This is a genomic window from Lysinimonas soli, assembly GCF_042655435.1.
Lineage (GTDB): Bacteria > Actinomycetota > Actinomycetes > Actinomycetales > Microbacteriaceae > Lysinimonas > Lysinimonas soli.
This window is the reverse complement of the sequence record NZ_JBHSMG010000001.1, coordinates 173,623-200,234: the sequence shown is the minus strand read 5'-3', so window position 1 is coordinate 200,234 and position 26,612 is coordinate 173,623. Positions and strand designations below refer to the sequence as shown.

The following is a 26,612-nucleotide window of genomic DNA, read 5'->3' as shown; positions in this document are numbered from 1 at the left end:
CCAGCTCGCGGACGCCCTCGGCGGCCTCGGCAAAACGCATCGACCGGGCGGCGTCCAGGAGCGCTACCTCGCGCTCGCGACCACGGCTACGGCGTCCCCGAGACGACGACGGCCGCGTACACCTCGTCGCGGATGCGCTGGACGCCGGGGTGATCCGGCGCACTCCCGAGGACGGTGGCGACGAGAGCGAAGGCCCCATCGCGCCACGAGAACTCGTCGCCGGCCCTGAGTCCGGGGATGACGTCCTCGACACCCGGGATCGCCCGCACGGTGTCGAGCCCGTGCACCGAATCGATGCGCTTCAGATGCGCCGCCGGCAGGAGATCGAAGCGAAAATAGACATCCTGCGAGGCCGGGAGCGCCTCGAGGGCGAACTGCTCGCCGAGCGCGACCCGCATCGCCACCTGGAACGAATCCACGCCGAGCGCGCGCTTCAGGAACTCCCTCGTGTGACCGCCATCCGGCCGGCCGTTCACCTCGATGACCACCGGACCGGAGTCGGTCCACTTGACCTCGGCGCGCAGCACGCCGACTTCGACGCCGAGCGCCCGGGCCGCCGCGATCGCGGCGTCGACCAGGCCCGGCCGGGCTGACTCGGGGACGTCCGCCGGGAAGAACGAGCCGGTCTCGCGGAACGGCTCGGCGAGCGGGGTACGACCGGTCATGCCGAGGACCCCGATCGAACCGCCGCTCACGACGAGGTCGACGCATACGTACGGGGCGCTGCCAACGCCGAACGCCGGTCCCGTTGGATCGGGGATGAAGCCCTCGAGGACCATCCGTCCGGGGACCCGCGCGGCCACGGCGGAGCGCAGCGCCTCGATGGACCGGATCGATTCCGTGTCGACGCTGCCGAAGCCGCGCCGGGGCTTGAGCACGAGCGGGAATCCGGCGGCAGCGACGGCCGCGAGTGCGGCGTCCTCGGCGAGGTCGTCGGCGTCCCAGAACGCGGGGGTCGGCAGCCCGTGCGCCGCGAACGCGCTGCGCTGCTCGAGCTTGTCGGTGAGCTGAACCGCCGCTCGTCGGCTGTGGTACGGCAGGCCGAGCAGCTCGGCGAGTTCTGCCGTCCAGACGATGTTCTCGTCGGTGAAGCAAGTGATGCCATCCGGCGCATGCGATCGGACGGCGTCGGCGGCCTCCGCGACGGAGAGCTTGGACGCGTCGAGGACGTCGCCCTCGACCTCGCCCGCCGCCTTCCGGTAGCGGAGCGCCGCGCGAGTCGACCGATCGCCGTCAGGAAGCACCCACAGCAGGCGGCAGAGCCCCCGGGCCGCCTCCGCGATGCGGTCGATCGGCTGCTCGTGCGCGAGCGGGCCGTACACGACCGCGAGCAGCGGGAGGGATCCGCCGCTGTGGGTCATGTCGCGGCCCGAGCGTTCACGTCGTCGCGCCAGGCGAGGAGCTCGCGGACTCGGCCGAGATCCCAGTGCATCTCCGACTCGAGACCGACGACGAACAGGCGCGTGCCGATGTCGTACAACGCGGTCGCCCTCGCGATGTAGTCCTCGCCCTGTCGCTGGGGATAGCTCATTGCACGCAATGGAACGTCCGCGCTTCGCTCGATCTCGGAAGGATCCCGCCCCTCCGTCGCGCACCATTCGTCCAGCACCTGATGCTTGTGCGCGAGAGTCTCGATGGACCCGCCCGCATGCCAGATGTCGGCGTGGCGCGCTGCCAGGCGGAGTGTCACCTTCTCCCCCCCGCCGCCGATGAGGATCGGAATGCGCCGCGTCGGCGGCGGGTTCAGCTTCTCCCAGCGGGCCTTGATCCGCGGCAGGTCGTTGCCGAGTTTCCGCAGCCGGTCCGGTGCCGTCCCGAAGTCGTATCCGTACTCGGCATAGTCAAGATCGCTCCAGCCCGCACCGATCCCGAAGATCACACGACCCGTCCCGCCCTCGCGCGCGCTGATGTGATCGACGGTGCGCGCCATGTTGGCGTGCAGATCAGGGTTCCTATACCCATTCGAGGCGACGAGGATGCCGAGCTCGGCGCGGTGTGTGACCTCCGCGTACGCCGAGAGAAGAGTCCATGCCTCGAGGGTCCGACCGCCGAGATCTCCGGTGAGGGGAAAGAAGTGATCCCAGCCGAAGATCACGTCGGCACCCGCCTCATCAGCCGCCACCGCGGCGGCACGCAGTTCGGCGTAGGACGCGTGGTGCGGTTTCACCACCACCGCGACTCTGGCCGGACGGGCGCTGTTCTGAAAGTTGTCGCCGGGGTCGCTCATGTCAAGACGCTGCGTCGGCGCTCTCGTCCGTGACCCCGACCGAGGCGAGCGCCGTCCGCAACGAACTGACCGACTCGAAGGTGTCCCGGCGCAGGAGCGCGTCGGGGAACTCGACATCGAACTTGTCCTCGATGCCCATCAGGACGTTGACGACGGCGTGCGATGTGAGTCCCTGCTGATAGAGGTTGTCGTCGTCGCTGAGGGTGACGCTGTCGACGGCAAGTCGAGCGTTGCTGTTCAGAACCTCACGGATTCCGTCGGTGATTGCAGACATTTTTGTTCGTCCTCCAAAGTCAAGTGTAGGTGTGATGAAAAGTCGCACAGCGGCGCGCTCTCCCAGTCAAGCGGAGACCAATGCCGCTTCGACCGCCTGCTCGACGAGGTCGACGCCGCGCAGCAGATCGGCGTCGTCGATCGTGAGCGCGGGCAGGAACTTCACCACCTCGTCGTAAGCACCCGCGGTCTCGACCACCAGGCCGTGCGCGAACGACCAGCGGGAGACCCGAGCGCCGAACTCCGGATCGACGGTCGAGGCGAGGCCACGGAAGAGTCCGCGACCGCGCACTTCGAGTTCGGCGGGGTGGCGCGCGACGATCGCCGCAAGGCGCTCGCGCAGTAATTCGCCCTTGCGTCGCACCTCGGCGCTGAACACGGCGTCGGACCAGTAGCTGCGAAGCGCCGCCGTCGCTCCGACGAACCCCAGATTGTTGCCGCGGAACGTGCCAGTGTGGCCCCCGGGAGCCCAGACATCCAGCTCCGGTCTGATCAGCACGATCGCCATCGGGAGGCCGTAGCCGGACAGCGACTTCGAGAGGAGGACGAGATCAGGCCGGATGCCAGATTCCTCGAAGCTGAAGAAGTCGCCCGAACGACCGCATCCGGCCTGGATGTCGTCGACGATCAGCGGGATGTTGCGATCGGCAGCGAGTCGGGCGACCGCGCGGAGCCATTCCGGACTCGCGGCGTTGACGCCACCCTCTCCCTGGATGCATTCGACGATGACCGCCGCCGGCAGATCCAGGCCGCTCGAGGGATCATCGAGCTGCTTCTCGAGCATGGCGATGGTGTCGACGTCCGGACCGTAGTACCCCTCGTACGGCAGGAAGGTCACACCGGCGAGAGGTACCGCTCCGGCGAGGCGGTACTTCCGTGCCGCGGTCGCCGCGAGTGCGCCGAGGCTCAGTCCGTGGTAGCCGTGCGTGAACGCGATGACGTTCGTGCGCCCCGTGACCTGGCGCGCGAGCTTGATCGCGGCCTCGGCGGCATTCGCTCCGGTGGGGCCCGTGAACTGCAGCTTGTATCGCAGCCCACGCGGCTCGAGCACGAGGTCGCGGAAGGTCTCGATGAACTCGCGCTTCGCCGTCGTGGCGAGATCGAGGCCATGGACGATGCCGTCGCGTCCAAGATAGTCGAGTAGGGCCGTCTTGAGCTGCGGGTTGTTGTGCCCGTAGTTGAGGGTGCCTGCCCCGGCGAAGAAGTCGAGGTATTCGGCCCCGTCCTCGGCAACCAGGAACGACCCGTGCGCGGTATCGAAGGCGACAGGGAACGAGCGGATGTAGCCGCGCACCTCCGACTCCCATTCCTCGAAGACGCTGAGATCCATCTGCACTATCCCTTCTCGGGCGCAGGAGTCGGCTCGACATGCCCATCGATGCGGACGAGCGTGGTGGTCGCCGCGATGAGGCGACGAAGCTCGTCGTGGTCGCGGGTTGTCCCCGTGAGATGGAAGACGTGGGCTTCGGAACCCTCGCGCCAGTCGATGCGCCGACCCGGACCGCGTACGAGCACGATCTCATCCACGCCTTCTTCGCCGCGCAGTTCGGGCAACCCCTCGACAGCATCGATCCACGTCATGTCCGATTCGGGGAACACGTAGAGAAGGTAGCCGATCCGGTTACACGGCACGGGTCCGTCGAGTTCGACCGGCATCCCCAACGCGAGACGCAAGGCAGTCCGCAAGAGGCTGAAACCCGATGCGCGCTCGAGCATCTCGGACATGCCCCCGCCCGGGCGGCCGTTCACCTCGATCACAACCGGTCCGTCGTCGGTGAGTTTGATCTCGGTGTGCAGACACGCCTGAGTGACCCCGAGCGCCAGGGCCGCCTCGCCCGCAACGCGCAGGATCTCGACCTGCAGCGAAGGCGAGACCGCCGTCGGCGTGCAGTACCCGGTCTCCCGGAACGGCCAGCGGAACGGCGTTCGAGCGCTGATCGCGGCGTGCGCGACACGACCGCCCTCCACGACACTCTCCACGGAGACGAACGGGGCGAACCCCTCACCACCGAGTTGTTCGCTCGGGTCCGGCACGAACTGTTCCAGGATGTATTCCTCGATCGCCTGGCCCGGCCTCGCCCTCAGTTCCGCCATGGCCGTCGTGAGCTCGTCATACGACTGGATCGGGAATGTGTCACGGCTCGCCTGGCCGCGCCGGGGTTTCAGCACTGCGGGGTAGGGGAACTCCTCGGCGAGCGCCGCGATGGCAGCATCGTCTGCGTTCGCCGGGATCGTGCCGAAGGCCGGCACCGCAAGGCCCGCTGCCTCGAGTGCCGAACGCTGCTGATACTTGTCGGTGAGTTTGGTCGCCGCGTCGATGCTGTGGAACCGCCGGCCCAGCACGGCAGCGAGCTGTGCCGTCCACACGAGGTCACTGTCGTGCATCGAGAGCACACCCTCGGGATCATGCTGGTTTACCAGCACCGCGACCTCCGCAACGGTGAGGCCGGACGCGTCGACGACCGGCCCGAGCCGTCGGAGGAGACGCTCCATCGCCGCGGAGGCCGCATCGGACGAATCGATGACCCAGATGATGCGGCACAGCCCGTCCGAGGCCTCCGCGATCGAGAGCGGCGCGAACGACTGAGAGTGGTACACGTAGGCCAGTTTCGGAAGCGATTCCACATCGGGCTCTGCCATCATCTCCGGACCTCAGAACTCTCTCTGCTTCTTCTGACGGCGACACTATCGGCGGCGGCATCCGGTGGCCAACCCCACTTCATGGGACCACGCACGGTGCTGACCCTTCTGAGCGGGACCGACTCCAGGTCAGGTGGCTATCCGCCTCAAGAGGAATTCCCGTAGCCTACGGGTGTCCTAGCCGTCCCCCGATCGCGGGGAACCGGCGCATCCGACCCGGGGAACTACCGTGCCGAACGCCCTCGAATCGCTCACCATGGCCCGCAAGCGATGACGAGTCCACCGCGCATGTCCGTGGCTGGCTTCTCCGTGCACCTGCTGGACAAGCAGGATGCCCTCGTCACGATCGCTGGGCGCTGGCGAGGCGACGACGAGACGCCTCTCGGCGTCGCCTCCATCAATCTGGACCATGTCCACCACTTCGGTGCGGCAGGGGCCTCGCATCGGCTGCGCAACTCGGGCCGGGTGGAATGGCTCGACCTCATCGATGGTGCTCCGATCGCCGCTGCCGCGCGGCGCCTGACCGGTTCGGCCTGGCCGCGGCTCGCGGGCAGCGACCTGATCGAACCGTTGTTGGACCAGGCAGAGCGCGACGGCATCAGGATCGGCTTCCTCGGCGGGTCGGACGAGACCAGGCTGCTGCTGCTGAAGAGGCTCGCACGTGAACGACCCGGCCTGACCATCGCGGGGTCGTGGTCGCCCTCCCGCCACGAGATCCTCGACGAGGAGGCGGCAAGAATGCTCGCCGAACAGGTCCGAGCCGCCTCTGTCGACCTGCTGGTCGTCGGCCTCGGCAAGCCGCGCCAAGAGATCTGGATCGATCGTTGGGCTCCCGAGACGGGCGCACGGGTGCTGCTCGCCTTCGGTGCGGTCGTCGACTTCCTCGCAGGCCGCGTGTCACGTGCACCGGAATGGATCTCGCGCGCCGGATTCGAGTGGGCGTGGCGTCTCGTTCGCGAGCCCCGGCGCTTGGCCAAGCGCTATCTCGGTCACGGGCCCCTCGCCTACCTGGCGTCACGAAGCGCGGTCATGCTTCCTGGATCCCAGGCGCCCGTTCCGTCGAGCGTCCGAGGTGCGGTCATCATCCCGGCCCACAATGAGGCGTCCGTCATCGAGCGGACCCTCACCGGATTCGAGCCGCTCCTGCGGCATCCGGGCGTGGAGGTCATCGTGGTCTGCAACGGGATCACCGACGACACCGTGGATCGGGCTCGGAGGTTTCCTGGCGTCCGCGTTGTCGAACTCGACGAGGCGTCGAAGCCCGCCGCCCTCAACGAAGGCGACCGGATCGCGACCGCGTGGCCGCGCATCTATCTCGATGCCGACATCGAAGCTTCGGCGGCAGCAGTCGCGGGGGTGCTCGGAGCGCTGGTCCACGATGACGAGCGCCTTGAGGCCGCGCGACCTTTGGCTCAATACGACACCACCGGGGCTTCGGCGCTGGTTCGGGCCTACTACCGAGCCCGTGTCCGCATCCCATCATTCCGAACGGCTCTCTGGGGCGCCGGGGCGTATGCGGTCACGGAGCGCGGGCACCGCCGTTTCGCAGCTTTTCCCGCAGACCTGGCAGACGACCTGTTCGTCGACGGGCTGTTCCCCGCAGCCTCTCGCGCGGTCATCCCGACGGACCCGGTCGTCGTGCGCACCCCCAAGAATCTGCGGAGCCTGCTGCGGATCCTACGCCGGGGGCTGCGCGCGGGGGCAGCGCAGGGCGAGGCGACCTCGAGCCGAACGGCAAGGGAGCTCGTCCGCACCATCCGAGGGCCGCGAACCGCCGTCGACGCGTTCGCGTACGCCGCGGTCGTCGTGTGGGCCCGCCAGGGTCCAGGGGCACGCCGAGACGAGCGATGGGGGCGAGATGACTCGAGCCGATGAGGCCGGGCGCCCATGAGTCTCGTCGTCGTCACGCCCTCTCACGCCCCTGATCTGGCGAGTTTCCGTCGGCTCCACGCGTCGGTGCTGCGTTGGAGCGATCCGGGAGTCCGTCACATCGTCGCCGTCCCCGAGATCGACGTGCCCCTCTTCCGCGCCGTCGGCGATCAACGACTCGACGTCGTCGGGTACCGCGGCCTGCTCCCGCGCGAGTTCCTCCAGACAACGCGGCTCGCGCGCCTGAAGGGTCTCCCGCGCGGCTACCGGATCGGGGCCGTGAACGCCCGCCGGCCCTGGCCCCCGATCCGCGGTTGGATGCTGCAACAGATCGTCAAGCTCGCGCTCGTCTCGAAGCTCGATCACGACGTGACGCTGCTCATCGATTCCGACGTCCTCGCGATCGCGCCGCTCGACGAGACCGTGTTCCGGCATGGCGACGCAGTTCGGCTGTATCGGCTGCCGCACGGGGTCGATGACGGGATGCCACGGCACCGTCGTTGGCTCGCTGAGAGCGCGCGACTGCTCGGGTTGCCCGGCGCGGAAGCCGAGTCACCCGACTACATCGCCCCGTTCAACAGTTGGTCGCCGGTGGTGGTACGAGCCGCGCTCGACCGGGTCTCCGACGTCACGGGCATTCCATGGAGCCGCGCGGTGGGCAGCACCCTGGACTTCTCGGAGTTCATGCTCATCGGCTCGTTCGCGTCGGCGGAGAACGACGGGAGGACCTTCACCTCCGATCGCAGCCTCTGCCACAGCCACTGGGATCCGCGTCCGCTCGATCTCACAACTGCCCGGGCCTTCCTCGAGGCGCTGGACCCCCATGATCTGGCGATCCACATCCAGTCCAACTCCGCGACACCGGAGGATGTGCTGCGTTGGGTGGCGGAGCACTTCGACGGCCAGCGCTGAGGCATCAGCTCGCGTCGAAGCACACAGAATGCCGAGAGAGCGCCGCCCCCTGAGTCGGTTTTGCTATGTTGTGCGCGGGGATTCGGATCCGTTCGGAGGCACGAATGCTGAGAGACGACGTGCCGTCACCGCGACGACCTTCTCGGTTGCGGGGGCGCTGGAAGACCATGCTCCCACCGATCGCGGCCATCGCCGCTGTTGCCGTGGTGGCCTCTCTCGCGATGACCCTCGGTGCTCCGCGACCGGACTCCGCGACCGTCTTCGCAGCGGACGAGACACCGACCGTTCCCACCAGCTCGGATTGGCACTCTGCAGAACTCGGCGTCCGCCTCTCGGCCTCCGTCGACATCACGATCACTGCGATCCGGTTCTACGCGGGCCCCCAGAACACCGGCACGCATCTGGGGCGGATCTGGGACGCGAGCGGCCGGGTTCTCGCGACGAGCACGTTCCCGACGGTGCGGCATCCCGGCTGGTCGACTGCCACCCTCGATACCCCGCTCCGCGTGGCCGCAGGCACCCAGCTGGTAGCGTCCTACGTCGCGCCCCATGGCCACTACGCGGACGACGCCTACGGATTCGACAGCCCCGTGAGCGACGGCGTCGTCACGTACCCTCGCGGAGCCGGTGTCTACTCCGGGACCGTGGGAAAGATGCCGAAACAAGTCCGGCAAAACTCAAACTACTTCGTTGACATCTCGTACTCGACCGCTTCGCCGTCTCCGACTCCGGCACCCGCTCAGTCCACGTCCGCGGCGAGCGGCTCCACGAAAGGTCTCTCCTTGTCGACGACGGCGTGGTGGGGTGGGCCGTCGTATTACGCGAAGTTCTCGAAAGCAGCGGCGGCCGGTTGGACGAGCTCATCATTCTTCCCGATTGCGGTCTTCTTCGGCAAGCCAAGTGATGCGCCCGCGCTGAAGGCCGCGGGCATCAACACCTACATGGGCGCCGAGCATGACGGCTCGCCGATTAGCACGATCACCGGTACGGGAATGAACGTGATCGCCCAGAACGAGTGGACCCCGGCTGAGATCGGGAACGATCCCCGGGTAGTGGGCTGGCACGTGTCGGATGAGTGCGAGATGGGCTCCAGCGGCTGCGACGGCACCACGGAGACGGCGCGACTCCGGGAGCAGCAGCAACTCGCCGCAACATTCCGCAGTCAGAACGATGGTCGTTTTCTTCAATCGAACTTCGGAAATGGGGTACTGGGCACGTATTGGGCACCCAACACCATGCCGCAATTCGTGAGCTCTGTGGATGTCACCAGCGTGGACAAGTACGCCTACACGTCGCCGGCTGTGGACGGCGTCATCACCCAGTCGTGGAACTGGTCCAAGGGCAAGAATCCGGCCACCTCGTCCGCATACGGCTGGCTACAGGACCGGATGGAGACGTTCTCCGGCGCCGCCACCCCGAACTGGGTGTTCGTAGAGACCGCAAAGCCGTTCCTGACCGAGGCCGGCGCTCGCACGATCGCCCCGGACCAGATCGAGGGCGCAGTGTGGAACGCGATCATCCACGGGGCCGCCGGGATCGCGTACTTCCAGCACAACAACAATGGCGCCTGCGGGACCTACTCGATCCTGCAGTGCGGAGTTGCGCTGACCGCCAAGATCACCTCGATCGATCAGCAGGTGCAGTCGCTGGCTCCAGTGATCAATACACCCTCGTACAAGTGGGACTTCGGGCCTGGGCTGGAGACCAGCCTGAAGGTCTCCAGCGGCTCCGCCTACATCTTCGCCATGACCGATGGCTCCACCGGTTCGAAGACCTTCACCCTCCCGCAGGGCGTCACCGGTACGATCCAGGTTGTCGGTGAGAACCGCACCGTCACCCCCACAAACGGGACCTTCACTGACACCTTTCCCAACGAATACAATCACCACATCTACCGGATCGCCCTGAACTGAGTTGGGCTCCGCCCGAATCCGATCAGCGGAGGTCGTCCTGGCCCTTACGTCGCCCGACGCCCCGCACGACCTCGCGGTGGTCGTCGTGACCTACAACAGTGCCGAGGATGTCGGCGAGCTTCTTGACAGCCTTCGCGAGGACGCGGGAACGCTCTCCGTTGCCGTCTTGGTCGCCGACAACTCCTCCGCCGACGACACTGTTGCGGTGGCGCGCGCGCATGCCCCGGAGGCTCTCGTCTTCGGTACCGGGGGAAACATCGGGTACGCCGCCGCGATCAACAAGGCCTTGGCGCAGCTCGACGGCTCTCGTCCGGTCATGATCCTCAACCCAGACACAGAGGTGGCGCCGGGGGCCATCGCAATCATGCTCGGTGGACTCGGGGGTGACGTCGGTGCCGTTGTCCCCCGTTTCGTCGGCGACGACGGCACGACGTCCCTCTCCCTTCGACGAGAACCATCCGTGAGCACCGCGCTCGGCGACGCACTCGTCGGGGCGCGGTTCCGCTCTCGCCCCGGGCGGTTCGCCGAGACGGTCTTCGAGCCCGCGCGGTACGAAGCGCCCCAGGCTGTGGAATGGGCGACGGGAGCCGCGCTTCTGCTGAGTCCCGCCGCGATCGCGGCAGTCGGTCCATGGGACGAACGGTTCTTCCTCTACTCCGAGGAGACCGACTACTTTCGCCGTGTGCGCGACGCCGGCTTCCGAGTCACATACGCGCCCCAAGCGGTGATCCGGCATTCGGAAGGCGGATCCGGATCCTCTCCTCGCCTGGACGCGCTGATGGCTGTGAACCGGATCCGCTATGTCCGCAAGCATCACTCGAGGCCGTACGCCGCCGTCTACCGGGGCCTCGTCGTCTTAGGAGAGCTGTTGCGGCTCGGCATACCCGGACACGCGCTTGCCCTCCGGTCGGTCATGCGCGAAAGGTCGTGGGCACGGCTCCCCGGCCCGACGGGCACGGCCGTCCGGTCGGGTGCGGGCTCCGGCCCGGTCGTCTACCTCGCGGGCGGAACCTGGGACGACATCCCCGGCACCGACCGACGCCTCGTCGCGGCACTCGCTCGCCAGGGGCGGGTGGTGTGGATCGATCCTCCGGTCTCGGTGCTACGGCGGCGCCGGAACGCTCTTCCCGGTTTCATCTCCCAACCCCAGGATGGTGTCACTCGCATCCAGACCTTCGGCCCGCCTGGACTGACACGACCGATCGTCAGAGTTCTCAGCCGGCTGATCGTGGCCAGGCGCATCCGCAGCGCGCTCCACAACCTGGGCGTCATCCCCGAGATCGTCGTCCTCGCTGCTTCGAACCGAAGGTTCCCCCGTGAGGTCCCTGGCCTACGCGTGCTCTATGTCACCGATGACTGGGTCGGCGGCGCCGGGCTGATGGGGCTCTCGCCGACCGATACCGAGAAGACCCTGAGGCGGAACGCCCACGAAGCCGATCTCATTCTCGCCATCTCGCCCGCCCTCGCGGACGTGGTCGCGACACAGACCGGGGCGCGCCGCGTCGACGTCCTGGCCAACGGCACGGAGCCCGTCGAACACCTTTTCGCGCCCGCGCCCGCTGGATCACCTGCCATCCTGATCGGCCAACTCAACGAACGGCTCGACATCGGGATCCTGGAGGAGCTCGCGCGGGCCGACGTCCCCCTGATGGTCGTGGGGCCCCGTGCCGATCGAGATCCCACTTTCGGGCGTCGCCTCGACGCCGTGCTGGCGGCCCCGAAGGTCGACTGGCTCGGCGCCCGTCCTTACGACGACCTGGCCGACCTGATGGCATCGGCTTCGGTGGGCGTCACGCCGTATGCGGACTCGCCCTTCAACCGTTCGAGTTTCCCCCTCAAGACCCTCCAGTATCTCGGCGCGGGGCTGCCGGTCGTCTCGACTGACATCCCGGCAGCACATTGGCTTAATGCCGAAGGAGTCGACATCGCCGACTCCCCGGTGGACTTCGTGGCACGCGTGCGAGGACGGATCGCGGAGGGCCGCACCTCCGACGGCGACCGCAAGCGTCACGCGTTCGCGCGGAACCATACCTGGGACGCGCGCGCTGCACGCCTCCAGGAGTTGGCCGCGAGGACACGCGAGGGCGCCCCTCCCAGGTCCATCTCCGAATGCGACACCGTAGAATCGTCACGTTCTACCCTGCCCGATCACGGAGAGGACGCGGAGTGACCGCCGAGGCATCCGTCAGCGCCCCCCGCCCTCTTCCGCTTCGCACCACGCACCGATTGGACGCCGCGGGACGATCGAATGCACCCCTTCTCCTGCGCTTCACGGCCTTCGCGATCTTCTTCTTCCCATCCAGCATGATCATCGCGCCGCTTGGAGCCGTCGGCACCGTCTCGATGATCCTGTCGTGCCTGCTGTTTCTGTTCTGGCTCGCATCATGGTTGTGGGGCCTTCATGACCCGATCCCTTTGCGACACCCCGGTCGCCTCGCCGGAGCAGTGTTCGCCCTGGGGATCATGGCTTCGTACATCTCGCTGTACGGCGGTTGGGTCGGAGAGGCGACTGTCACCGGGCTCGCCGCAGCGGATCGCTGGGTGGTGCTGGTGATCGCCAGCCTCGGGCTGATCCTGTGCGTCGGTGACGCGCTGAACACGCGAGACGAGGTCCTGAGCGTGGCCCGCTGGCTCATCGCCGGCGGATTCTTCAGCAGCTTGGTCGGCGTCGTGCAGTTCACCTTCCACGTCGACCCCATGGCATGGATCCAGTCAGCGATGCCCGGGTTCACCTACAACGGCGGAGTCGACTCGTACCAGGCACGAGGCAACCTGATCCGAGTCGCGGGAAGCACCTTCCACTCGATCGAGTTCGCCGTGACGAGTTCGATGCTCCTGCCGCTCTCGATCTGGCGCTCGATGTTCGACCCGCGGGGTGCCCGTTGGTTCCACTGGGCCCAGACCCTCTTCCTCGGGTCGGCGGTGATCTTGACCGTCTCGAGGTCCGGCGCCTTGGGCGTGGCGACCGCACTGATCATCTCTCTTCCTTTCATGCCACGCCTGGTGCGCCGTTGGACGCTCGTGATCGTGCCGATCCTGATCGTCATCGCATTCGCACTCGTCCCCGGCTTCGTCGGTACGCTCACGAGTGCGCTGACCGCCAACGCCTCGGACCCTTCGATCGCGAATCGCCTCAACAACTACCCTCGCGTCGAGCTGATGATCGACCAGCGCCCCTTGTTGGGCACGGGCCCCGGCACCTACGACACCAGCAACCTGGTATACGTCCTCGACAACCAGTACCTGACTTCCGCCGTCACGACTGGAATCATCGGCCTGATCTGCGTCGCGTTCTACCTCCTGGCCCCCGCGGTCATGACCGTCGTCGCGGCGCGGCACACAAGCGATCCGAACACGAAGGCTCTCGCCGGCGCGCTGGCGGGCGGTCTCGCCGCCGCGGGTATCTGCTCCGTGGGCTTCGACTCGTTGTCCTTCCCGGTGTTCGCGCTGACCTACCCACTCATGGTCGCCCTGGCGGGTGCGGTCTGGAAGATCTGCAAAGCAGAGTCCGGAATCCCCGGCTCAAGCCCCATCCCCTTCGAGAGAGGCGCATGAATATGGATCCAATCGAGGTCCTCAAACGAATCTGGAGGCAGAGGTGGTTCATGCTCCCCGCACTCCTGATCGCCATCGTCGCCACCGTTCTTGTGTTCGCATATGGGCCGCGCGACTACGAATCAACCGCGTCCTACGCGGTCGTCAACCCGGACATCCCGACCGACGCGCAAATCCAAGCCGACCCGACCCTCGGCAAGCTCAACTCGAACAATCCGTATCTGCGGTCCTCGGATCCGAGCCTCGTCGCGAGTGTCGTGATGACTCAGTTGAACGCACCTTCCACGGCCGACGCCTTGGCGGCGAAGGGCCTGGGCAAGACGTATACCGTCGAGCCGAGCGTGAGCGGGTCCGGCTTCATTGCGACGATCACCGGCACGGGAAACACCCCAGCGCAGTCTCTCGCGACGACCAAGGAACTCGGGTCGATGTTCACTTCGACGCTGCGGCAGATCCAGACCGTGAATGGGGCGGACGACCGCTACCTCTACACGGCAATCGTTGCATCCGCCCCGGATCGGGCGACCGAGAAGATCTCAAGCCGACTGCGCACCGTGATCATCGTCGCCGTCTGCGGCGTCATCCTGATCTTCGGCTCGGTGTCCCTCGGCTCCGCGCTGACGGCACGCCGCCAACGGCGTGAGCAGGCCGAAGAGGGGCATGCAGCGTCGAGCCAGCCCGCCTGAGGAAGACCCGGGCTCCGGATGCCACCGCCGGTCGCTCCCTGAAGGTCACTTCGAGTCCGACAACTCCGACAGGGGCATTCCCGCTGCCACAACCCGGATGGCGTTCGCGTGGAGGTCGAGACACCGATCAGCGCTGAAGCGCGCACGTGCGTCGGTCGCGATCTCCTCTGCAGAGGCGAGTTCGATCTCGTGGCCGGCGAAGGCGTTCATCGCAGCGATCAGCTCGGCACGATTGACCTGGGGAGCGAACCTCGCACGCGCCATGCTCTCCCACCCGACGGCAAGCGGGTCACCGAGCGGGTTGGCGATGACGACCCCCCGTGATGGGCCGCCGGCGAGCTGCTCGCGGGCGCCCCCGACATCGCTCGTGATGACCGGGACCCCGGCGAGAAGCGCCTCCATGGGCGCAAGGGGCCAGCCCTCGAAGAACGAATCCAAGACGAACGCATCCGCCGAAGCAAGGAGCGCATCAGGACGGCGGCTGCCGCTACGCAGATGGATCCGATTCGCGAACGATGAGCGATCACGGAGCGCTATCACCTGACGCGCGTAGGCAGGGTCGTCCACCCGGCCGCAGATCAGGAGCTGCGCCGAGGAATGCGATCGAGCGAGTTCGTCGAAAGCGCTCACCAGGCCATAAGTGTTCTTCTGCATGCTGTGCCGGGCAAGCGAAAGGAAGAGGAACTCGTCGTCAAGCCCCAGCGCCGCTCGAGCTGCGGCACGATCGACGCCGACTGTCCGATGCGGATCGATGCCGTTCGGGATGGTGAGCACGCGCGCCGGGTCGATGAGCGGCGATCGGGACAGGTACTGCCGTCGAACCAACTCGCTGACGCTGATGACACCAGTCAGGCGTGCGTACCGATCGAGTACTTCCGAGTCGGACAGTCCGAACAGGTCATGCATTCCGTGGAGAACAAGCACAACAGGAACGCCCAGCCGATGTCCTGCGTCGATCGGGGAACGCGCGTTGCCGTGAACGGAGATGACCGCAGGTGCCCAGCCCTCGATCCAGTCATCCACCTTCACGGCGTCACCGTCGACCACCTCGATCCCCTCGGCGAGCAGATCTTGGCCGATGGGGCCGACGCCCCGCGCGACCCCGACCGGGACGAGCAGGATCGCGACCTCAGCACCGCGTTCACGCAGCCCTCGTGCAAGGAACGCAACGAACTCGTCCATCCCGCCGGCGTCGAGCGACTCGGTGACGAGGAGGCAACGGATGTCAACGGGAGCGTGATCCGGCCGTTCTTCCGCCCGTGGTTCGACCCGCCGTGCGGGCCACATGAGCTCTTTCGACCCGTCCCCGAGCAACGGCGTGGACCAGTCCGGCAGCCTCGGGGGCGCAGCGTCACCAGGACGCACGAGGCGTCCCGCCCAACGACGCAGCGGCCCGGGAAGGAGCCGACCGGCGCGCTGAGCAGCGAGAATGAGCGAGTCCCTCATCGGGAGGTCTCCTGACGCGACGACGCAACGACGGTCTCGATGCGGCCGGCTCCGACTAGGCCCGTACCGGTCGTCGCCGACCGTTCAGTGACGCGGGCAACCTCCCCGCGACCGAGGAAGGCGGCGACGACGAGTTCCCGGCAGATGCGATCGGATCTCGCGCGGAAGATCATGAGATACAACGCGAACCTCATCATCCGTCGGCACCAGTACCGCCCGGTTCAATACGCCCCGACGGGCTTGATCATGACCCCGACGGTGCGCCACATGATGCGGATGTCACCGAGAAGGGACCAGTTCTCAACGTAGTGGAGATCGAGCCGGATGCTCTCCTCCCAGCTCAGGTCCGATCGTCCCCCGACCTGCCATGCGCCGGTGAGACCCGGCTTGACATAGAGTCGACGCTCGGCCGGGCTGTCGTACTGCTCGACTTCACGGACCAGCGGGGGACGAGGCCCGACAAGGCTCATGTCGCCCACGAAGATGTTCCAGAGCTGCGGGAGTTCGTCGAGCGAGTACCGCCGCAGGACGGCGCCGATGCGGGTCACCCGGGGATCGGCCCGGAGCTTGAACAGCACACCGTTGCCCTCGTTCTGGTCGGCGAGTGCGGCCAGGTCAGCCTCGGCAGTGACCACCATCGAGCGGAACTTGATCATCGAGAAGGTGCGGCCGCCGAGCCCGACCCGCTCTTGACGGAAGAAGACCGGCCCCTCGCTGTCGCGTCGGACGAGAAGGGCGATGATGCCGAAGAGAGGCAGCAGAGCAAGAAGAGCGCCTCCAGCAAGCAGGACGTCCATCGCCCGCTTGGCGTGATGCTTGGCTCCCGAGAACCGTGGGGCAGCGACGTGCATCAGCGGCATGCCATTCGCCGTGTCGAAGGTCAAGCGCGGACGGTCGATCGAGTCCAGGCACCACGCGAGCACGAGTTCGGCCGAGCTCGTCTCGAGCCGCCAGGAAAGTGCTCGCACGAACTCCCCGCCATCACCTGGCTGACCAGCGAGGATCACGACGTCGGCGTTCGCGATGGCGATCGCGTCGGTCACGGCGGCGATTCCATCAAAGGCCGGGAATCCAGCCGCAGTCATCGAGTCGGATTCGGGCAGGCCATCAGAGAACACGACCCCGGCGACCACGTACTTCGGAACCGCGGCGCGGGCGAGTTGCTCGGCGACGAAGTCGATGTCTGGGCCCGCGCCCACGATGAGCGCACGCGGGAGGCTCAGCCCGGCCGCCCGATCCGCATCCAACCGTCGCTGCCAGAAGACCCGCGACACGACGAGCAGCAGTACTCCGATCGGCAGACCGGCGACGAGATAGGCCTGGAACCCGTCGATCCGAACGAAACCGTTGATCACTGCGAGAAGTCCGAAGGCGACCAGCGTCGACACTATGGCGCGGTCGAGTTCGGCACCTCGACCCGCGGTGCGCAGCTCTGAGGCCTTGCGTACCCGCAAGGCGGCGAACCAACCGAGGGCGACCACGATCGATACGACGACGTCGGTGGTCGACAGTAGGTCGGAGCGGAGGCCGAAGACAACCGCAACGCCGACCGACGAGGCACTAGCGAGGGTCACGGCAGCCAGATCAGTGAGGCGGCGAGCGAGAACTTGGCGGCGGGCCCAGTTGGGGAAGACGTCTTTGCGGGCTTGGTCCACGCCTGCGACACGATCCGTGGCTCGCGGGGGGGGGCTCGCAATCAGATCGCGGGCATGTCCGTAGGCGAGCGGAACGCCGCGGACGACGCCGCTCATTGCTCGCTCGTCTCGAATGGAGGACAAACGAACGCTCGCATGTACGAGCAAAAATCGTGTTCATCGCGTCGGGGTTGCGCAAGAAACACGTCGGGTAACGTGTGCATTTTTGAGTGCCTGTGGGGGACAGGTGGAACATGAGCCAGCTGAGAAGGCTTGGGTAGCTGCTGACGCCTCGGGCGGGTTTTCCGGGGCGAACTGAGAATATCCCTGACAACGACCTGAGGTCAAGACAGGTTCAGCCCGTCATGTCGGGGTTTTGGATCGACGCGGCGCGTAAACAGGCGAGATGCCGTGTGAATCGCCCCCGAATGGGGGGTGATCTGACGGCGTGTCATTGGGCGAATGATCTGTCTACCCCAATATATTCCCTTGCCTCCAGATGCCAGATTCGGTCGCTTAGCCCCGGCCAAACCGACACTTTCTGGCATCTCGGTGGCGGGCGCAACGGGCGGCGGCCCGGCGGCCGGCCCCAGCGCACGGCCGACCCCGGGCGCCGATATCGTCGAGGCATGGCCCACGACCACTACTTCGACCGTGCCGAAGACGGCAAGCACACCACCGACTACAAGAAGCACACGCCCGACATCCTCGAGGCCTTCGACGCGTTCGATCACCTGGTGTTCGCCGAGGAGGGGCGCGAGATCCCGCTCAAGTTCCGCGAGCTCATGGCGGTCGCCGTGGGCATCACCACCCAGTGCGTCTACTGCATCGACTGGCACAGCAGGCAGGCCAGGAAGGCGGGGGCGACGGATGCCGAACTCGCCGAGGCCGCCTGGGTCGCCACCGCGATCCGCGCCGGCGGTGGCTTCGCCCATGGCCGTCTGGCGTTCAAGTTCGCCGGACCGCACGAGCACTCCGCCGGCTAGCTCGACCTCCTGCGGCGTCGGCCGCCCACCGCCGCCATCATGACGGCGGCGACGCCGAACCCGAGCAGCCCGGCCCCGGTCAGCAGCGCGGGCAACGGCTGCGTTCCGCTCTCGGCGAGGGTCGGCGCGATCACGATCGTGTAGCTCGCGGTCGCCGACGGAGCGGTTCCGTTGCTCGCCACGATCGTGAAGCTGAACGACCCCGCGGTCGTCGGCGTGCCCGAGATGACTCCGGTCGCGGAGTTCAGCACGAGCCCGGGCGGCAGCGCTCCCGAGCCGATCGCGTAGCTGGCGGGTGGGGTCCCGGTGCTCGTCACCGTGAAGGCGTAGGGCGTCCCGGGGGAACCGGCCGGCGGCGCCGCCGAGGTGATCGTCGGGCTGACCGAGACGGTGCCCGAGGCGCCGCAGCCCGTCGGCGCCGTCAGCGTATTGGTGTCGAGGGTGACGGCGCCCGTACGGGCCAGGAGGCGTCCGGTGATCACGGCGGACGTGGTCGCGGTGATCGACTGGTCGGCCATGATCGTGCCGACGAAGTTCGATCCGCTTCCCAGCGTCGCCGACGAGCCGACCTGCCAGAAGACGTTGCAGGCGCTCGCCCCGCCCGTCACGAGGATGTTGCTGGCGGAGGCCGTCACGAGGGTGCTCGCCGCCTGGAAGACCCAGACGGACGACGCGCTTCCCGTAAGAGTGAGGGTTCCCGACAGCGACAGCGCGCCACCCGAGTAGACACCGGGCACCAACGACAGGCCCACGAGGTCGGAGAGCCCGGTGGTCGTGGGAGTGAGGCTCGCGGCGACGCCGTACGCCGTGGTGAGGTCCGCCTGACCCGACGCGGCCTGCGCATCGGCGGCGTGGACGACCCCCGGCGGCGTCACCACTCCCGGCGGAAACCCGGTGATGCTCGTGCCGGGGCTGACGCCCACGTCGCCGTTGTTGATAACCGAGGTGCCGGTGTTGGTGACCGTGGACCCGGCGAGCACCCCGAAAGTCGCCGCAGTTCCCAGGTCCACCGGCCCGTCGATGGTGGTCGCCGCGGAGGCGCGCCCCGCGACGAACAAGGTCAAGCAGACGACGAGGCCCACCCCCGAGGTGATCGCAGTTCGTCGTGCTCGCGAAGTGATCCGCTCGTGCATTCGGCAACGCCCCTTGCCTTCCGGGGCCAGACCACACTGCGATCAGTGCGCACTGATGTGCGACACACCCCTCCCTCGGTTGTACACCCATCCGCAGGAGGAGTCCACGAACCCACCCGGATCGCCAGCCGAGAGCCTGGGCCGCAGGTTCCGAATCGTTCGCGAACCGGGCCGGACTACTCCTTCTTCGTGCCGCCCGACGACGCCGAGGCGTTCGACTCGTACGAGGTGTTGGTCGACTCGAAGAAGTTGACCAGCTGCAGGGTGTCGTTGGCCGTCGCCATCCACTTGGCCGGGTTCGTCACGTTGTACTCGGGGTCGAAACCGAGCTCCTCGAGCCGGCGGTCGGCCAGGTACTTGACGTACTGGTTGATGTAGCTGGCGTTGAGGCCGAGGATGCCGCCGGGGAGCAGGTCGTTGTTGTACTCCTCCTCCATCGCCACGGCGTCCGTGATCATCTTCTTGATCTCGGCCGCGAACTCGGGCGTCTGCAGCTCGGGGTTCTCGTCGAGCACCGTGAGGATCAGGTTGATGCCGAACTTGAGGTGCAGGCTCTCGTCGCGCACCACCCAGTCCATGAGCGAGCCGAAGTTGCGCAGCAGGTTGCGCTGCCGGAACGACAGGGCGACCATGAAGCCCGAGTAGAACCAGATCCCCTCGAGGATGACGTTGTACGCCACCAGGTTGCGGATGAAGTCCTGCTTGCCCTCGGTCGTCGTGATGTCGAGGGTCTGCTCGGTCATCCGCTTGATGAAGGCGACTTCGAACTCCTCCTTGCGCGCCATCGACGGGATGTCGACATGCGCGTTGTAGGCCTCGTTGCGATCGATCGGGAAGGTCTCGAGCACGTACTCGAACGACATGCAGTGGTTCGCCTCCTCCCACATCTGCTTCGCGAGATAGAGGTGCGCCTCGGGGGCGTTGATGTAGGGGTAGACGCCGAAGGCCAGCGCCTTGTTGACGAGCAGCTCGTTCGGGTTGAAGTAGCTCATCAGGAAGGTGATCGCGTGACGCTCTTCGTCGGTCATCTTCTTGAAGTCGGCGATGTCCTCCCCCAGCTGGATCTCGTTGGGGAACCAGGTGTTGGCGACGGCCTGGTCGTAGAGGTCCATGGCCCACTTGTAGCGGACCGGCTTCAGCAGAAGCCCTTCGGCGATGCCGGTACCCAGGATCCCCATTACTGGCAACTCTCGCACTGGAGGTCGTCCATCGGATCGACCGGGACGGCGTAGCCGTCGATCGTGTCGGCGTTCTGGTTCACTTCGACAGCCCTCCGAATCCGCGCCGAGCCGGCGCCGCAGCGGCCGACTCGTTCGCCGCGCCCGCGACCGCCACAGCTGCGGCTGCCGCGTTGATGTCCTCGGCCTTGTTGACCTTGACCGTCGACTGCTCGGCGGTGTGCCGCGGCTTCATGTGCAGGTAGTAGGTCGTCTTGACGCCCCGCTCCCACGCGGCGTAGTAGATGTCCATCATGTCGCCGAGGTCGCGCGTCTCGAGGTACATGTTGCGGCTGATCGACTGGTCGATCCACTTCTGCGCTCGCGCCGCGACCTCGAGGAAGGAGTACGGCGAGAGCTGGAAGCTGGTCTTGTAGATCGCCTTGACCGAGTCGGGGATCGCGTCGATGCCCTGGATGTCGCCCTGCGACCGCAGGATCTGCTCCTTGACCGAGCCCCAGATTCCGAGCTTCTGCAGGTCGTTCACCAGGTTGCGGTTGACCTCGAGGAACTTGCCGTTGCTCGTGGCCCGGCTGAAGATCTGCGAGAACTGCGGGTCGAGCCCGGGCGTCGTCCCCGCGACGAGACCGATGGATGCCGTGGGCGCGATCGCCATGAGCGTCGCGTTGCGCATGCCGCCCTTCACCTTCGCCCGCAGCGCGTCCCAGTCGAGCCGGGTGGTGCGGTCGACCTTGATCGGGATGCCGCGGTCGGCCTCGGTCAGCGCGATGGAGTCGAAGGGCACGAGGCCCTGCGACCAGCGGCTGCCCTCGAAGTTGGCGTAGGTGCCGCGCTCGCGGGCGAGATCGGCCGACTCGTCGATCGCGGCGTACGAGACGTGCTCCATGACCTCGTCGATCAGGGCCGCCGCCGCTTCGCTCTCGTAGCTGAGGCCGAGGCGCTCGACCACGTCGGTGAAGCCCATCACGCCGAGCCCGATCGCGCGGTTGTTGATGTTGGCGTGGTCGGCCTCGGGCACCGAGGACACGGTGATGTCGATCAGGTTGTCGAGCTGGCGCACCGCGCTGCGGGCGCTCTCGTCGATCCGGGCCCAGTCGAAGCCGAGCGTGCCGTTGGCGTCGACCGCGAGGTGGGTGGAGAGGTTGATCGAGGCCAGGTTGCAGACCGAGATGTTCTCTTCGTCCTGCGGCAGGCAGATCTCGGTGCAGAGGTTGCTGAGGTGGATCGTGCCCGTGTTGTTGTTGAGAGCGCGGTTGTTGATCGTGTCCTTCCAGGTGAGCCACGGGTGGCTCGTGGTCTGCAGGGAGATCAGGATCGACTTGAACTGCTCGCGCGCGCCGATCTTCTTGAACATGTGCAGGCGGCCGGCCTCGGCCTCGCCCACGTAGAACGCGTAGCGCTCCGAGAACGCCTTGCCGTACAGCTCGTTGAGGTCGCTGACCTCGAGCGGGTCGAAGAGGTACCAGTCGTCGTCGTTCTGCACGCGCTTCATGAACTCGTCGCTGATCCAGACCGCCGTGTTGGCGGTACGGGTGCGGCGGTACGGGTCGCCGGAGTTCTGACGCAGGTCGAGGAACTCCGGGAAGTCCATGTGCCAGTTCTCCATGTAGAAGCAGAGGGCGCCGAACTTCTTGCCGCCGCGGCTGACCGCGCGCAGCACCGAGTCGATGGTGTGCATGAACGGGATCGGGCCGGTGCTCGTGGTGTTGTTGGAGCGGATGGGCGAGCCCTGCGCCCGCAGCTTGGTGACGCTGAGGCCGATGCCGCCCGTGCCCTTGGTGAGCCACATGACGTCGCGCACGCTCTTGGCGATGTTCTCGATGTCGTCCTGCATCTCCATGACGAAGCAGTTCGACAGCTGCGGGTACGAGGTGCCCGCGTTCACCAGTGTGGAGCCGGCGGCGATGTACTCGAGCTTCGACATCTTGTCGTAGAAGCCGAGTGCGACGCCGGTGGGGTCGGCCTCGTTGAGCGAGAGGCCCATGGCGATCCGCATCCAGAAGTACTGCGGCACCTCGAGCGGTTCGCCGTTGCGCGCCTTGATGCCGTAGCGGTTGTTGAGCGTCACGACCGAGATGTACTTGAGCAGCTCGTCGCGCGAGGGCTCGAGGGCGCCCGCGAGGCGCTCCAGGTCGAACAGCTCGGTGAAGCGCGAGTCGAACAGGTTCTCGGCGACGCCGCGCTCGACGGAGGAGCGGAAGTGCGCCACGTGCAGCGTCTTGAGCTCGTCGGCCGTCGTGTAGTCGCCGAGGACGCCCTTGTAGATGGTCTTGAGGAGCAGGCGCGCGGCGACGGTGTCGAACTGCGGGTCGTCCTTGACGTTCTGCAGGGCGACCTGGATGACGGCCTCGTCGAGCTGCTGGGTCGTGATGCCGTCGAAGAGGGTGAGTTCGAGCTCGCTCGCGATCTGGGTGACCCAGGTGATGTTCTCGTCGAGACCCTGGCTCGCATGTTCGATCGCGATGTTGATCTTGTTGGCGTCGTACGCCTCGCGCTCACCGTTGCGCTTCACGACCGTGATGGCCACTTGACCTGCTCCTTCTGTGCCCTGCGACACGTTCCCCACGACACCCTCCGACTGCGGAGACGGCGCGTTCCAATCCCAATTGATGCAACGTTCTTCGACCGTTGTCCCATCCCCCGGCCGGGAAGTTTCACCACTATATATCGGGGCGCCGACAGACGAGCAACCACTACATCTAGTGGGCGTGTCGTCCCCAATTGTGGATAACTCCGCCGACTTCTCCACAGTTTCCACAGCGTCGGCGAGGGACCGCGCGTCATCCGTCATCACTAGAGTTGTGAGGTTGTGAACGCTTATGTGAGCCTGCTGCGCACTCCCGGGGTCGCCCGGATCATCGCCGCGCAGCTCACCGCGCGCTTTCCGAGCGGCATGCTCTCGCTCGGATTCCTGCTGCACATGCAGCACATCTTCGGCTCGTACGGCGCGGCCGGCCTCGTCCTCGCGGCGACCAGCGTCGGCCAGGCGGTCTCGGGCCCGCTGACCAGCAGGTGGATGGGGCAGTGGGGCATGCGCCCGGTCCTGATCCTGACGACCTCCGTCTGCGCCGCCTCGCTGCTCACCGTCGCACTTGCACCCCTGCCCCTGGTCGGCTTCATGGTGGCGGGGTTGATCGCGGGGCTCAGCTATCCACCCGTGCAACCGGCCGTGCGCACGATCTACCCGAAGATGGTCAACTCACGGCAGCTCACCCCGCTGTTCTCCCTGGACGCCTCGGCCCAGGAGATCATCTGGATCGCGGGCCCGGTCGCCGTGACCTTCGTCGCGACCCAGATCTCCACCGTCGTCGGCATCCTCGTCTCGGTCGTCTTCCTGATCGGCGGAGGGCTGTGGTTCCTGCTCTCCCCCGAGGTCGGCCGGGTGCGCATCCCGCGCAGCAAGCGCAAGCTCGGCAGCGTGCTGAGGCGCGGGCCGGTGCTGCTGACGACCCTGGTCGGCTTTCTGCTCGTCGGCACCTGCGCGGCGACCGAGGCCGGGGTCGTGGCGACCTTCGGCCAGGGCAACTCCACCTCGGGGGTCGTGCTCGCGATCTGGGCGGTCGCCTCGCTCGTCGGCGGCCTGCTGCTCGGCCACCTCCCGGTGGGGCCGTGGGCCCTGGCCCGCAGGATGGTGGTCGTGCTCGTGGGCTCGGTGCTCGCGGCGCTCGCCTGGGAGTTCTGGTCGCTCAGCGCGGCCCTGCTGATCGCCGGACTCTGCATCGCACCGGCGCTGGCCGTCATGTTCGCGATCGTGTCGTCGAGCGTGCGCTTCAGCGACACCGCGGAGGCCTACGGCTGGGTCGGCACCGGCCAGCTGATCGGCGCCGCCGCCGGTTCGGCGGTCGCCGGCTTCCTGATCGACTTCGTCAGTGCGAGCCACGGCGGTCGGCCCGGCGATGGCGGCTTCCTGGTGGCCGTCGCCTTCGCCGCCGTCGGCACCCTCGTGCCGTTGATCTTCCGCCGACGGCTGCCCGATCTGCGCGGACGCGACGCGAGCCCCCTCCCCGACACGGAACCCGTCCCGGTGCAGCCGAGCTGAGTCTCAGACCACGATCTGCTGGCGCAGCGAAGCCAGGCGCCGGGCGATTCCCGAGATGACGTCGTCCGAGACGTTCGCCTCGCGCAGGGCCACCGCGAGGTGCCCCATCGCGAGGTCGAACTCGGTGTCGCTGATGCCGAGCCCCTGATGGGCCGCACGCATGTCGCGTCCGGTGTAGAGATCGGGACCCCCGAGTGCGGCGAGCAGGAACGCCTTCTGGTGGGCGCGGAGGTGGGACATGTCGATCGAGGCCAGATAGTGGGCCAGCACCGGATCGGAGGTCATCCGGGCATCGAAGATGTCGACGGCCGTCCGGATCGCGTCGGGACCGCCCGCGGCGCTCAGCATCGACATGTTCGCCTCGTTCCATTGCGCGCCTGATCACGCAACCTGCCCATCTTCACATTTCGCAGGGCTCCGGCGCGAGAGGCGGCCCGCGCCGACCGGAATGCGCGGCGCGGCTCACCCCTTCAGCCGAGAGGGCTTGAGCACCTCGGAGAGGTCGATCAGTTCGGCGAGCTCCTTGTCGAGCACGGCCAGGTCCTTCTCGCTCGGGGTGAACACCCCGTCGGCGATCATCCGTCCGGCGAAGCTCAGTTCGACGTTCGCGCCGACCTTCACGAGCCCGAGCCCGTTGATCGCCTGGTCGAGGGCGACGACCCCGCGGGTGCCACCCGACACGCCGCCGTAGCTGACGAAGCCGACGGGCTTGCGCCACCACTCCAGGTTCAAGAAGTCGATCGCGTTCTTGAGCGCCGGCGCGTAGCTGTGGTTGTACTCCGGCGTGACGAAGACGAAGGCGTCGGCGGCCGCGACCCGGGCGCTCCAGGCGAGGGTGTGCGGCTTGGTGTACTGGTGAAGCCTCGGATGCGCCGGCTCGTCCATGAACGGCAGGGCGAGCTCGGCCAGGTCCACCAGATCGACCTCGAACCCGTCGTGCGCCTCGGCGCGCCCCCGCACCCAGGTGGCGATCGGAAGGCCGGCCCGACCGGGGCGGACACTGCCGATGATGATCATGAGACGGGTGGTCATGGGACTCCTCGCGAAATAGTTGACACGTCAATCTTCGCAGGCCACAACCGCCGGATGCTCCGGCTCATTCCGCGAGGAACGGCCGCGTCACCACCGCGAGTGGATCGCCGCCCGGAAGCGGCGGTCGTAGAGTTCGCGCACGCTCGCGAAGAAGTCCTCCCCCAGCGGGGGAACCGAGCCCGCGGTCGCGTTGGCCTTCGCCTGCTCGATGTTGCGCGCGCCGGGGATGACGGTGCTCACGCCGGGCTGCTGCACCACCCAGGCGAGCGCCGCGGTCGCGGGAGCGAGTCCGACGGTCGCTGCGAGCGCCGAGAACTCGCGGGCCGCGTCGACGCCCTCGTCGAAGTCCACTCCCGAGAAGGTCTCGCCCCGGTCGAAGGCCTCTCCCTGGCGGTTGTACGTGCGGTGGTCGTTGGCCGCGAACGCGGTCGAGTGGTCGTAGCGCCCCGAGAGCAGACCGCTCGCGAGCGGGACGCGGGCGATGATCCCCACCCCCGCCGCCGAGGCCGCGGGCAGAACGGCGTCGAGCGGCTTGAGCCGAAAGGCGTTGAGGATGATCTGAACGGTCGCGACGCCCGGACGCGCGATCGCCGTGAGCGCCTGGTCGGTGGTCTCGACACTGACCCCGTAGGCGGCGATCGCCTCCTCGGCCACCAGCGTGTCCAGAGCGTCGAACACGGCGTCGCTGCCGAACACCTCGCTCGGCGGGCAGTGCAACTGGACGAGGTCGAGCGTCTCCATCTGCAGGCCGCGTCGCGAGCGATCCGTCCACAGCCGGAAGTTCTCGAGGGTGTAGTTGCCCGGCACCTGCTCGAGCCGGCGGCCCATCTTGGTCGCCACCGTGATCCGCGCGCGGTCGGATTCCGGCAGCGCGGCGCGCCAGCCGCCGATGATCGTCTCGCTACGGCCGTCGCCGTAGACGTCCGCGGTGTCGATCATCGTCACCCCGGCCTCGAGCGAGGCGCCGAGAACCGCGTGGGCCTCCAGCTCCGAGACATCGCCCCAGTCGGCGCCGAGTTGCCAGGTTCCGAGTCCGACGACCGAGACCTGCCGGCCGGTGCGTCCGAGGGTGCGATGCTCCATGGCTCG

The 26,612-nt window shown here is 67.2% G+C and carries 21 protein-coding genes; 8 read left to right on the top strand and 13 right to left on the bottom strand.

What is annotated here, in order from left to right; translation table 11 throughout:
- Window positions 1–86: 86 nt before the first annotated feature.
- The 5 genes from ACFPJ4_RS00975 to ACFPJ4_RS00955 all read right to left on the bottom strand — a co-directional run bounded on the left by ACFPJ4_RS00975 (window position 87) and on the right by ACFPJ4_RS00955 (window position 5,140).
- Window positions 87–1,361: an ATP-grasp domain-containing protein gene (locus tag ACFPJ4_RS00975; RefSeq protein WP_386738418.1), complete on the bottom strand. Its 1,275-nt coding sequence runs from the start codon at window positions 1,359–1,361 to the stop codon at window positions 87–89.
- Window positions 1,358–2,227, bottom strand: coding sequence for an LLM class F420-dependent oxidoreductase (locus ACFPJ4_RS00970; protein WP_386738417.1), 870 nt, complete (start codon window positions 2,225–2,227; stop codon window positions 1,358–1,360). Before ACFPJ4_RS00970 ends, ACFPJ4_RS00975 begins: the two co-directional genes overlap by 4 nt.
- A 1-nt stretch (window position 2,228) precedes the next feature.
- Entirely contained in the window at window positions 2,229–2,501 is a 273-nt protein-coding gene (locus ACFPJ4_RS00965) for an acyl carrier protein (protein ID WP_386738416.1), read from the bottom strand.
- Between the two features lie 66 nt (window positions 2,502–2,567).
- The gene (gene ectB, locus ACFPJ4_RS00960; RefSeq protein ID WP_386738415.1) at window positions 2,568–3,830 is read right to left on the bottom strand and encodes a diaminobutyrate--2-oxoglutarate transaminase; all 1,263 of its coding nucleotides are present in this window, start codon (window positions 3,828–3,830) and stop codon (window positions 2,568–2,570) included.
- A gap of 5 nt (window positions 3,831–3,835) precedes the next feature.
- Window positions 3,836–5,140 (bottom strand): ATP-grasp domain-containing protein, encoded by a 1,305-nt coding sequence (locus ACFPJ4_RS00955; protein WP_386738414.1) that lies wholly within the window; start codon window positions 5,138–5,140, stop codon window positions 3,836–3,838.
- Between the two features lie 288 nt (window positions 5,141–5,428).
- Between ACFPJ4_RS00955 and ACFPJ4_RS00950 the strand changes: the two genes are divergently transcribed.
- From ACFPJ4_RS00950 to ACFPJ4_RS00925, 6 genes are all read left to right on the top strand, one after another.
- Window positions 5,429–7,015, top strand: coding sequence for a WecB/TagA/CpsF family glycosyltransferase (locus tag ACFPJ4_RS00950; RefSeq protein ID WP_386738413.1), 1,587 nt, complete (start codon window positions 5,429–5,431; stop codon window positions 7,013–7,015).
- A gap of 12 nt (window positions 7,016–7,027) precedes the next feature.
- Entirely contained in the window at window positions 7,028–7,921 is an 894-nt protein-coding gene (locus ACFPJ4_RS00945; RefSeq protein ID WP_386738412.1) for a DUF6492 family protein, read from the top strand.
- Window positions 7,922–7,986: 65 nt separating this feature from the next.
- The gene (locus tag ACFPJ4_RS00940; RefSeq protein ID WP_386738411.1) at window positions 7,987–9,834 is read left to right on the top strand and encodes a DUF4082 domain-containing protein; all 1,848 of its coding nucleotides are present in this window, start codon (window positions 7,987–7,989) and stop codon (window positions 9,832–9,834) included.
- A gap of 76 nt (window positions 9,835–9,910) precedes the next feature.
- On the top strand, window positions 9,911–12,004 hold the full coding sequence (locus tag ACFPJ4_RS00935) for a glycosyltransferase (protein ID WP_386738410.1): 2,094 nt from the start codon (window positions 9,911–9,913) through the stop codon (window positions 12,002–12,004).
- Entirely contained in the window at window positions 12,001–13,389 is a 1,389-nt protein-coding gene (locus ACFPJ4_RS00930) for an O-antigen ligase family protein (RefSeq protein ID WP_386738409.1), read from the top strand. The genes ACFPJ4_RS00935 and ACFPJ4_RS00930 overlap by 4 nt, the downstream gene beginning before the upstream one ends.
- Before the next feature lie 50 nt (window positions 13,390–13,439).
- Window positions 13,440–14,075, top strand: a complete 636-nt coding sequence (locus ACFPJ4_RS00925) for a hypothetical protein (RefSeq protein ID WP_386738408.1) — start codon at window positions 13,440–13,442, stop codon at window positions 14,073–14,075.
- Between the two features lie 45 nt (window positions 14,076–14,120).
- Here ACFPJ4_RS00925 and ACFPJ4_RS00920 read toward each other — a convergent pair whose 3' ends face one another.
- Both ACFPJ4_RS00920 and ACFPJ4_RS00915 read right to left on the bottom strand, forming a co-directional pair.
- Complete coding sequence (locus ACFPJ4_RS00920; RefSeq protein ID WP_386738407.1) at window positions 14,121–15,257, bottom strand: glycosyltransferase family 4 protein; 1,137 nt, start codon at window positions 15,255–15,257, stop codon at window positions 14,121–14,123.
- Window positions 15,258–15,742: 485 nt separating this feature from the next.
- Entirely contained in the window at window positions 15,743–17,272 is a 1,530-nt protein-coding gene (locus ACFPJ4_RS00915) for a sugar transferase (RefSeq protein WP_386738406.1), read from the bottom strand.
- A 512-nt stretch (window positions 17,273–17,784) separates the two neighbouring features.
- On the opposite strand from ACFPJ4_RS00915, the gene ACFPJ4_RS00910 reads away from it, so the two are divergent.
- The gene (locus ACFPJ4_RS00910) at window positions 17,785–18,141 is read left to right on the top strand and encodes a carboxymuconolactone decarboxylase family protein (RefSeq protein WP_386738405.1); all 357 of its coding nucleotides are present in this window, start codon (window positions 17,785–17,787) and stop codon (window positions 18,139–18,141) included.
- Here the strand turns inward: ACFPJ4_RS00910 and ACFPJ4_RS00905 are convergent.
- The 3 genes from ACFPJ4_RS00905 to ACFPJ4_RS00895 form a co-directional block, all read right to left on the bottom strand.
- Window positions 18,138–19,205: an ice-binding family protein gene (locus ACFPJ4_RS00905; protein WP_386738404.1), complete on the bottom strand. Its 1,068-nt coding sequence runs from the start codon at window positions 19,203–19,205 to the stop codon at window positions 18,138–18,140. The genes ACFPJ4_RS00910 and ACFPJ4_RS00905 overlap by 4 nt on opposite strands.
- A gap of 245 nt (window positions 19,206–19,450) precedes the next feature.
- Window positions 19,451–20,452 carry a ribonucleotide-diphosphate reductase subunit beta gene (locus ACFPJ4_RS00900; RefSeq protein ID WP_386738403.1) on the bottom strand — a complete coding sequence of 334 codons (1,002 nt, stop codon included), beginning with the start codon at window positions 20,450–20,452 and terminating at the stop codon, window positions 19,451–19,453.
- 79 nt (window positions 20,453–20,531) lie between these two features.
- Window positions 20,532–22,979 (bottom strand): ribonucleoside-diphosphate reductase subunit alpha, encoded by a 2,448-nt coding sequence (locus tag ACFPJ4_RS00895; RefSeq protein ID WP_386738402.1) that lies wholly within the window; start codon window positions 22,977–22,979, stop codon window positions 20,532–20,534.
- Between the two features lie 282 nt (window positions 22,980–23,261).
- Between ACFPJ4_RS00895 and ACFPJ4_RS00890 the strand changes: the two genes are divergently transcribed.
- Window positions 23,262–24,491: an MFS transporter gene (locus ACFPJ4_RS00890; protein WP_386738401.1), complete on the top strand. Its 1,230-nt coding sequence runs from the start codon at window positions 23,262–23,264 to the stop codon at window positions 24,489–24,491.
- Window positions 24,492–24,494: 3 nt separating this feature from the next.
- Here the strand turns inward: ACFPJ4_RS00890 and ACFPJ4_RS00885 are convergent, their stop codons facing one another.
- The 3 genes from ACFPJ4_RS00885 to ACFPJ4_RS00875 form a co-directional block, all read right to left on the bottom strand.
- Window positions 24,495–24,845 carry a group I truncated hemoglobin gene (locus tag ACFPJ4_RS00885; RefSeq protein ID WP_386738400.1) on the bottom strand — a complete coding sequence of 117 codons (351 nt, stop codon included), beginning with the start codon at window positions 24,843–24,845 and terminating at the stop codon, window positions 24,495–24,497.
- 108 nt (window positions 24,846–24,953) lie between these two features.
- A complete protein-coding gene (locus ACFPJ4_RS00880; protein WP_386738399.1) occupies window positions 24,954–25,523 on the bottom strand; it encodes an NADPH-dependent FMN reductase in 570 nt (189 codons plus the stop codon).
- A gap of 87 nt (window positions 25,524–25,610) precedes the next feature.
- The gene (locus ACFPJ4_RS00875) at window positions 25,611–26,606 is read right to left on the bottom strand and encodes an aldo/keto reductase (RefSeq protein ID WP_386738398.1); all 996 of its coding nucleotides are present in this window, start codon (window positions 26,604–26,606) and stop codon (window positions 25,611–25,613) included.
- Window positions 26,607–26,612: the final 6 nt, after the last annotated feature.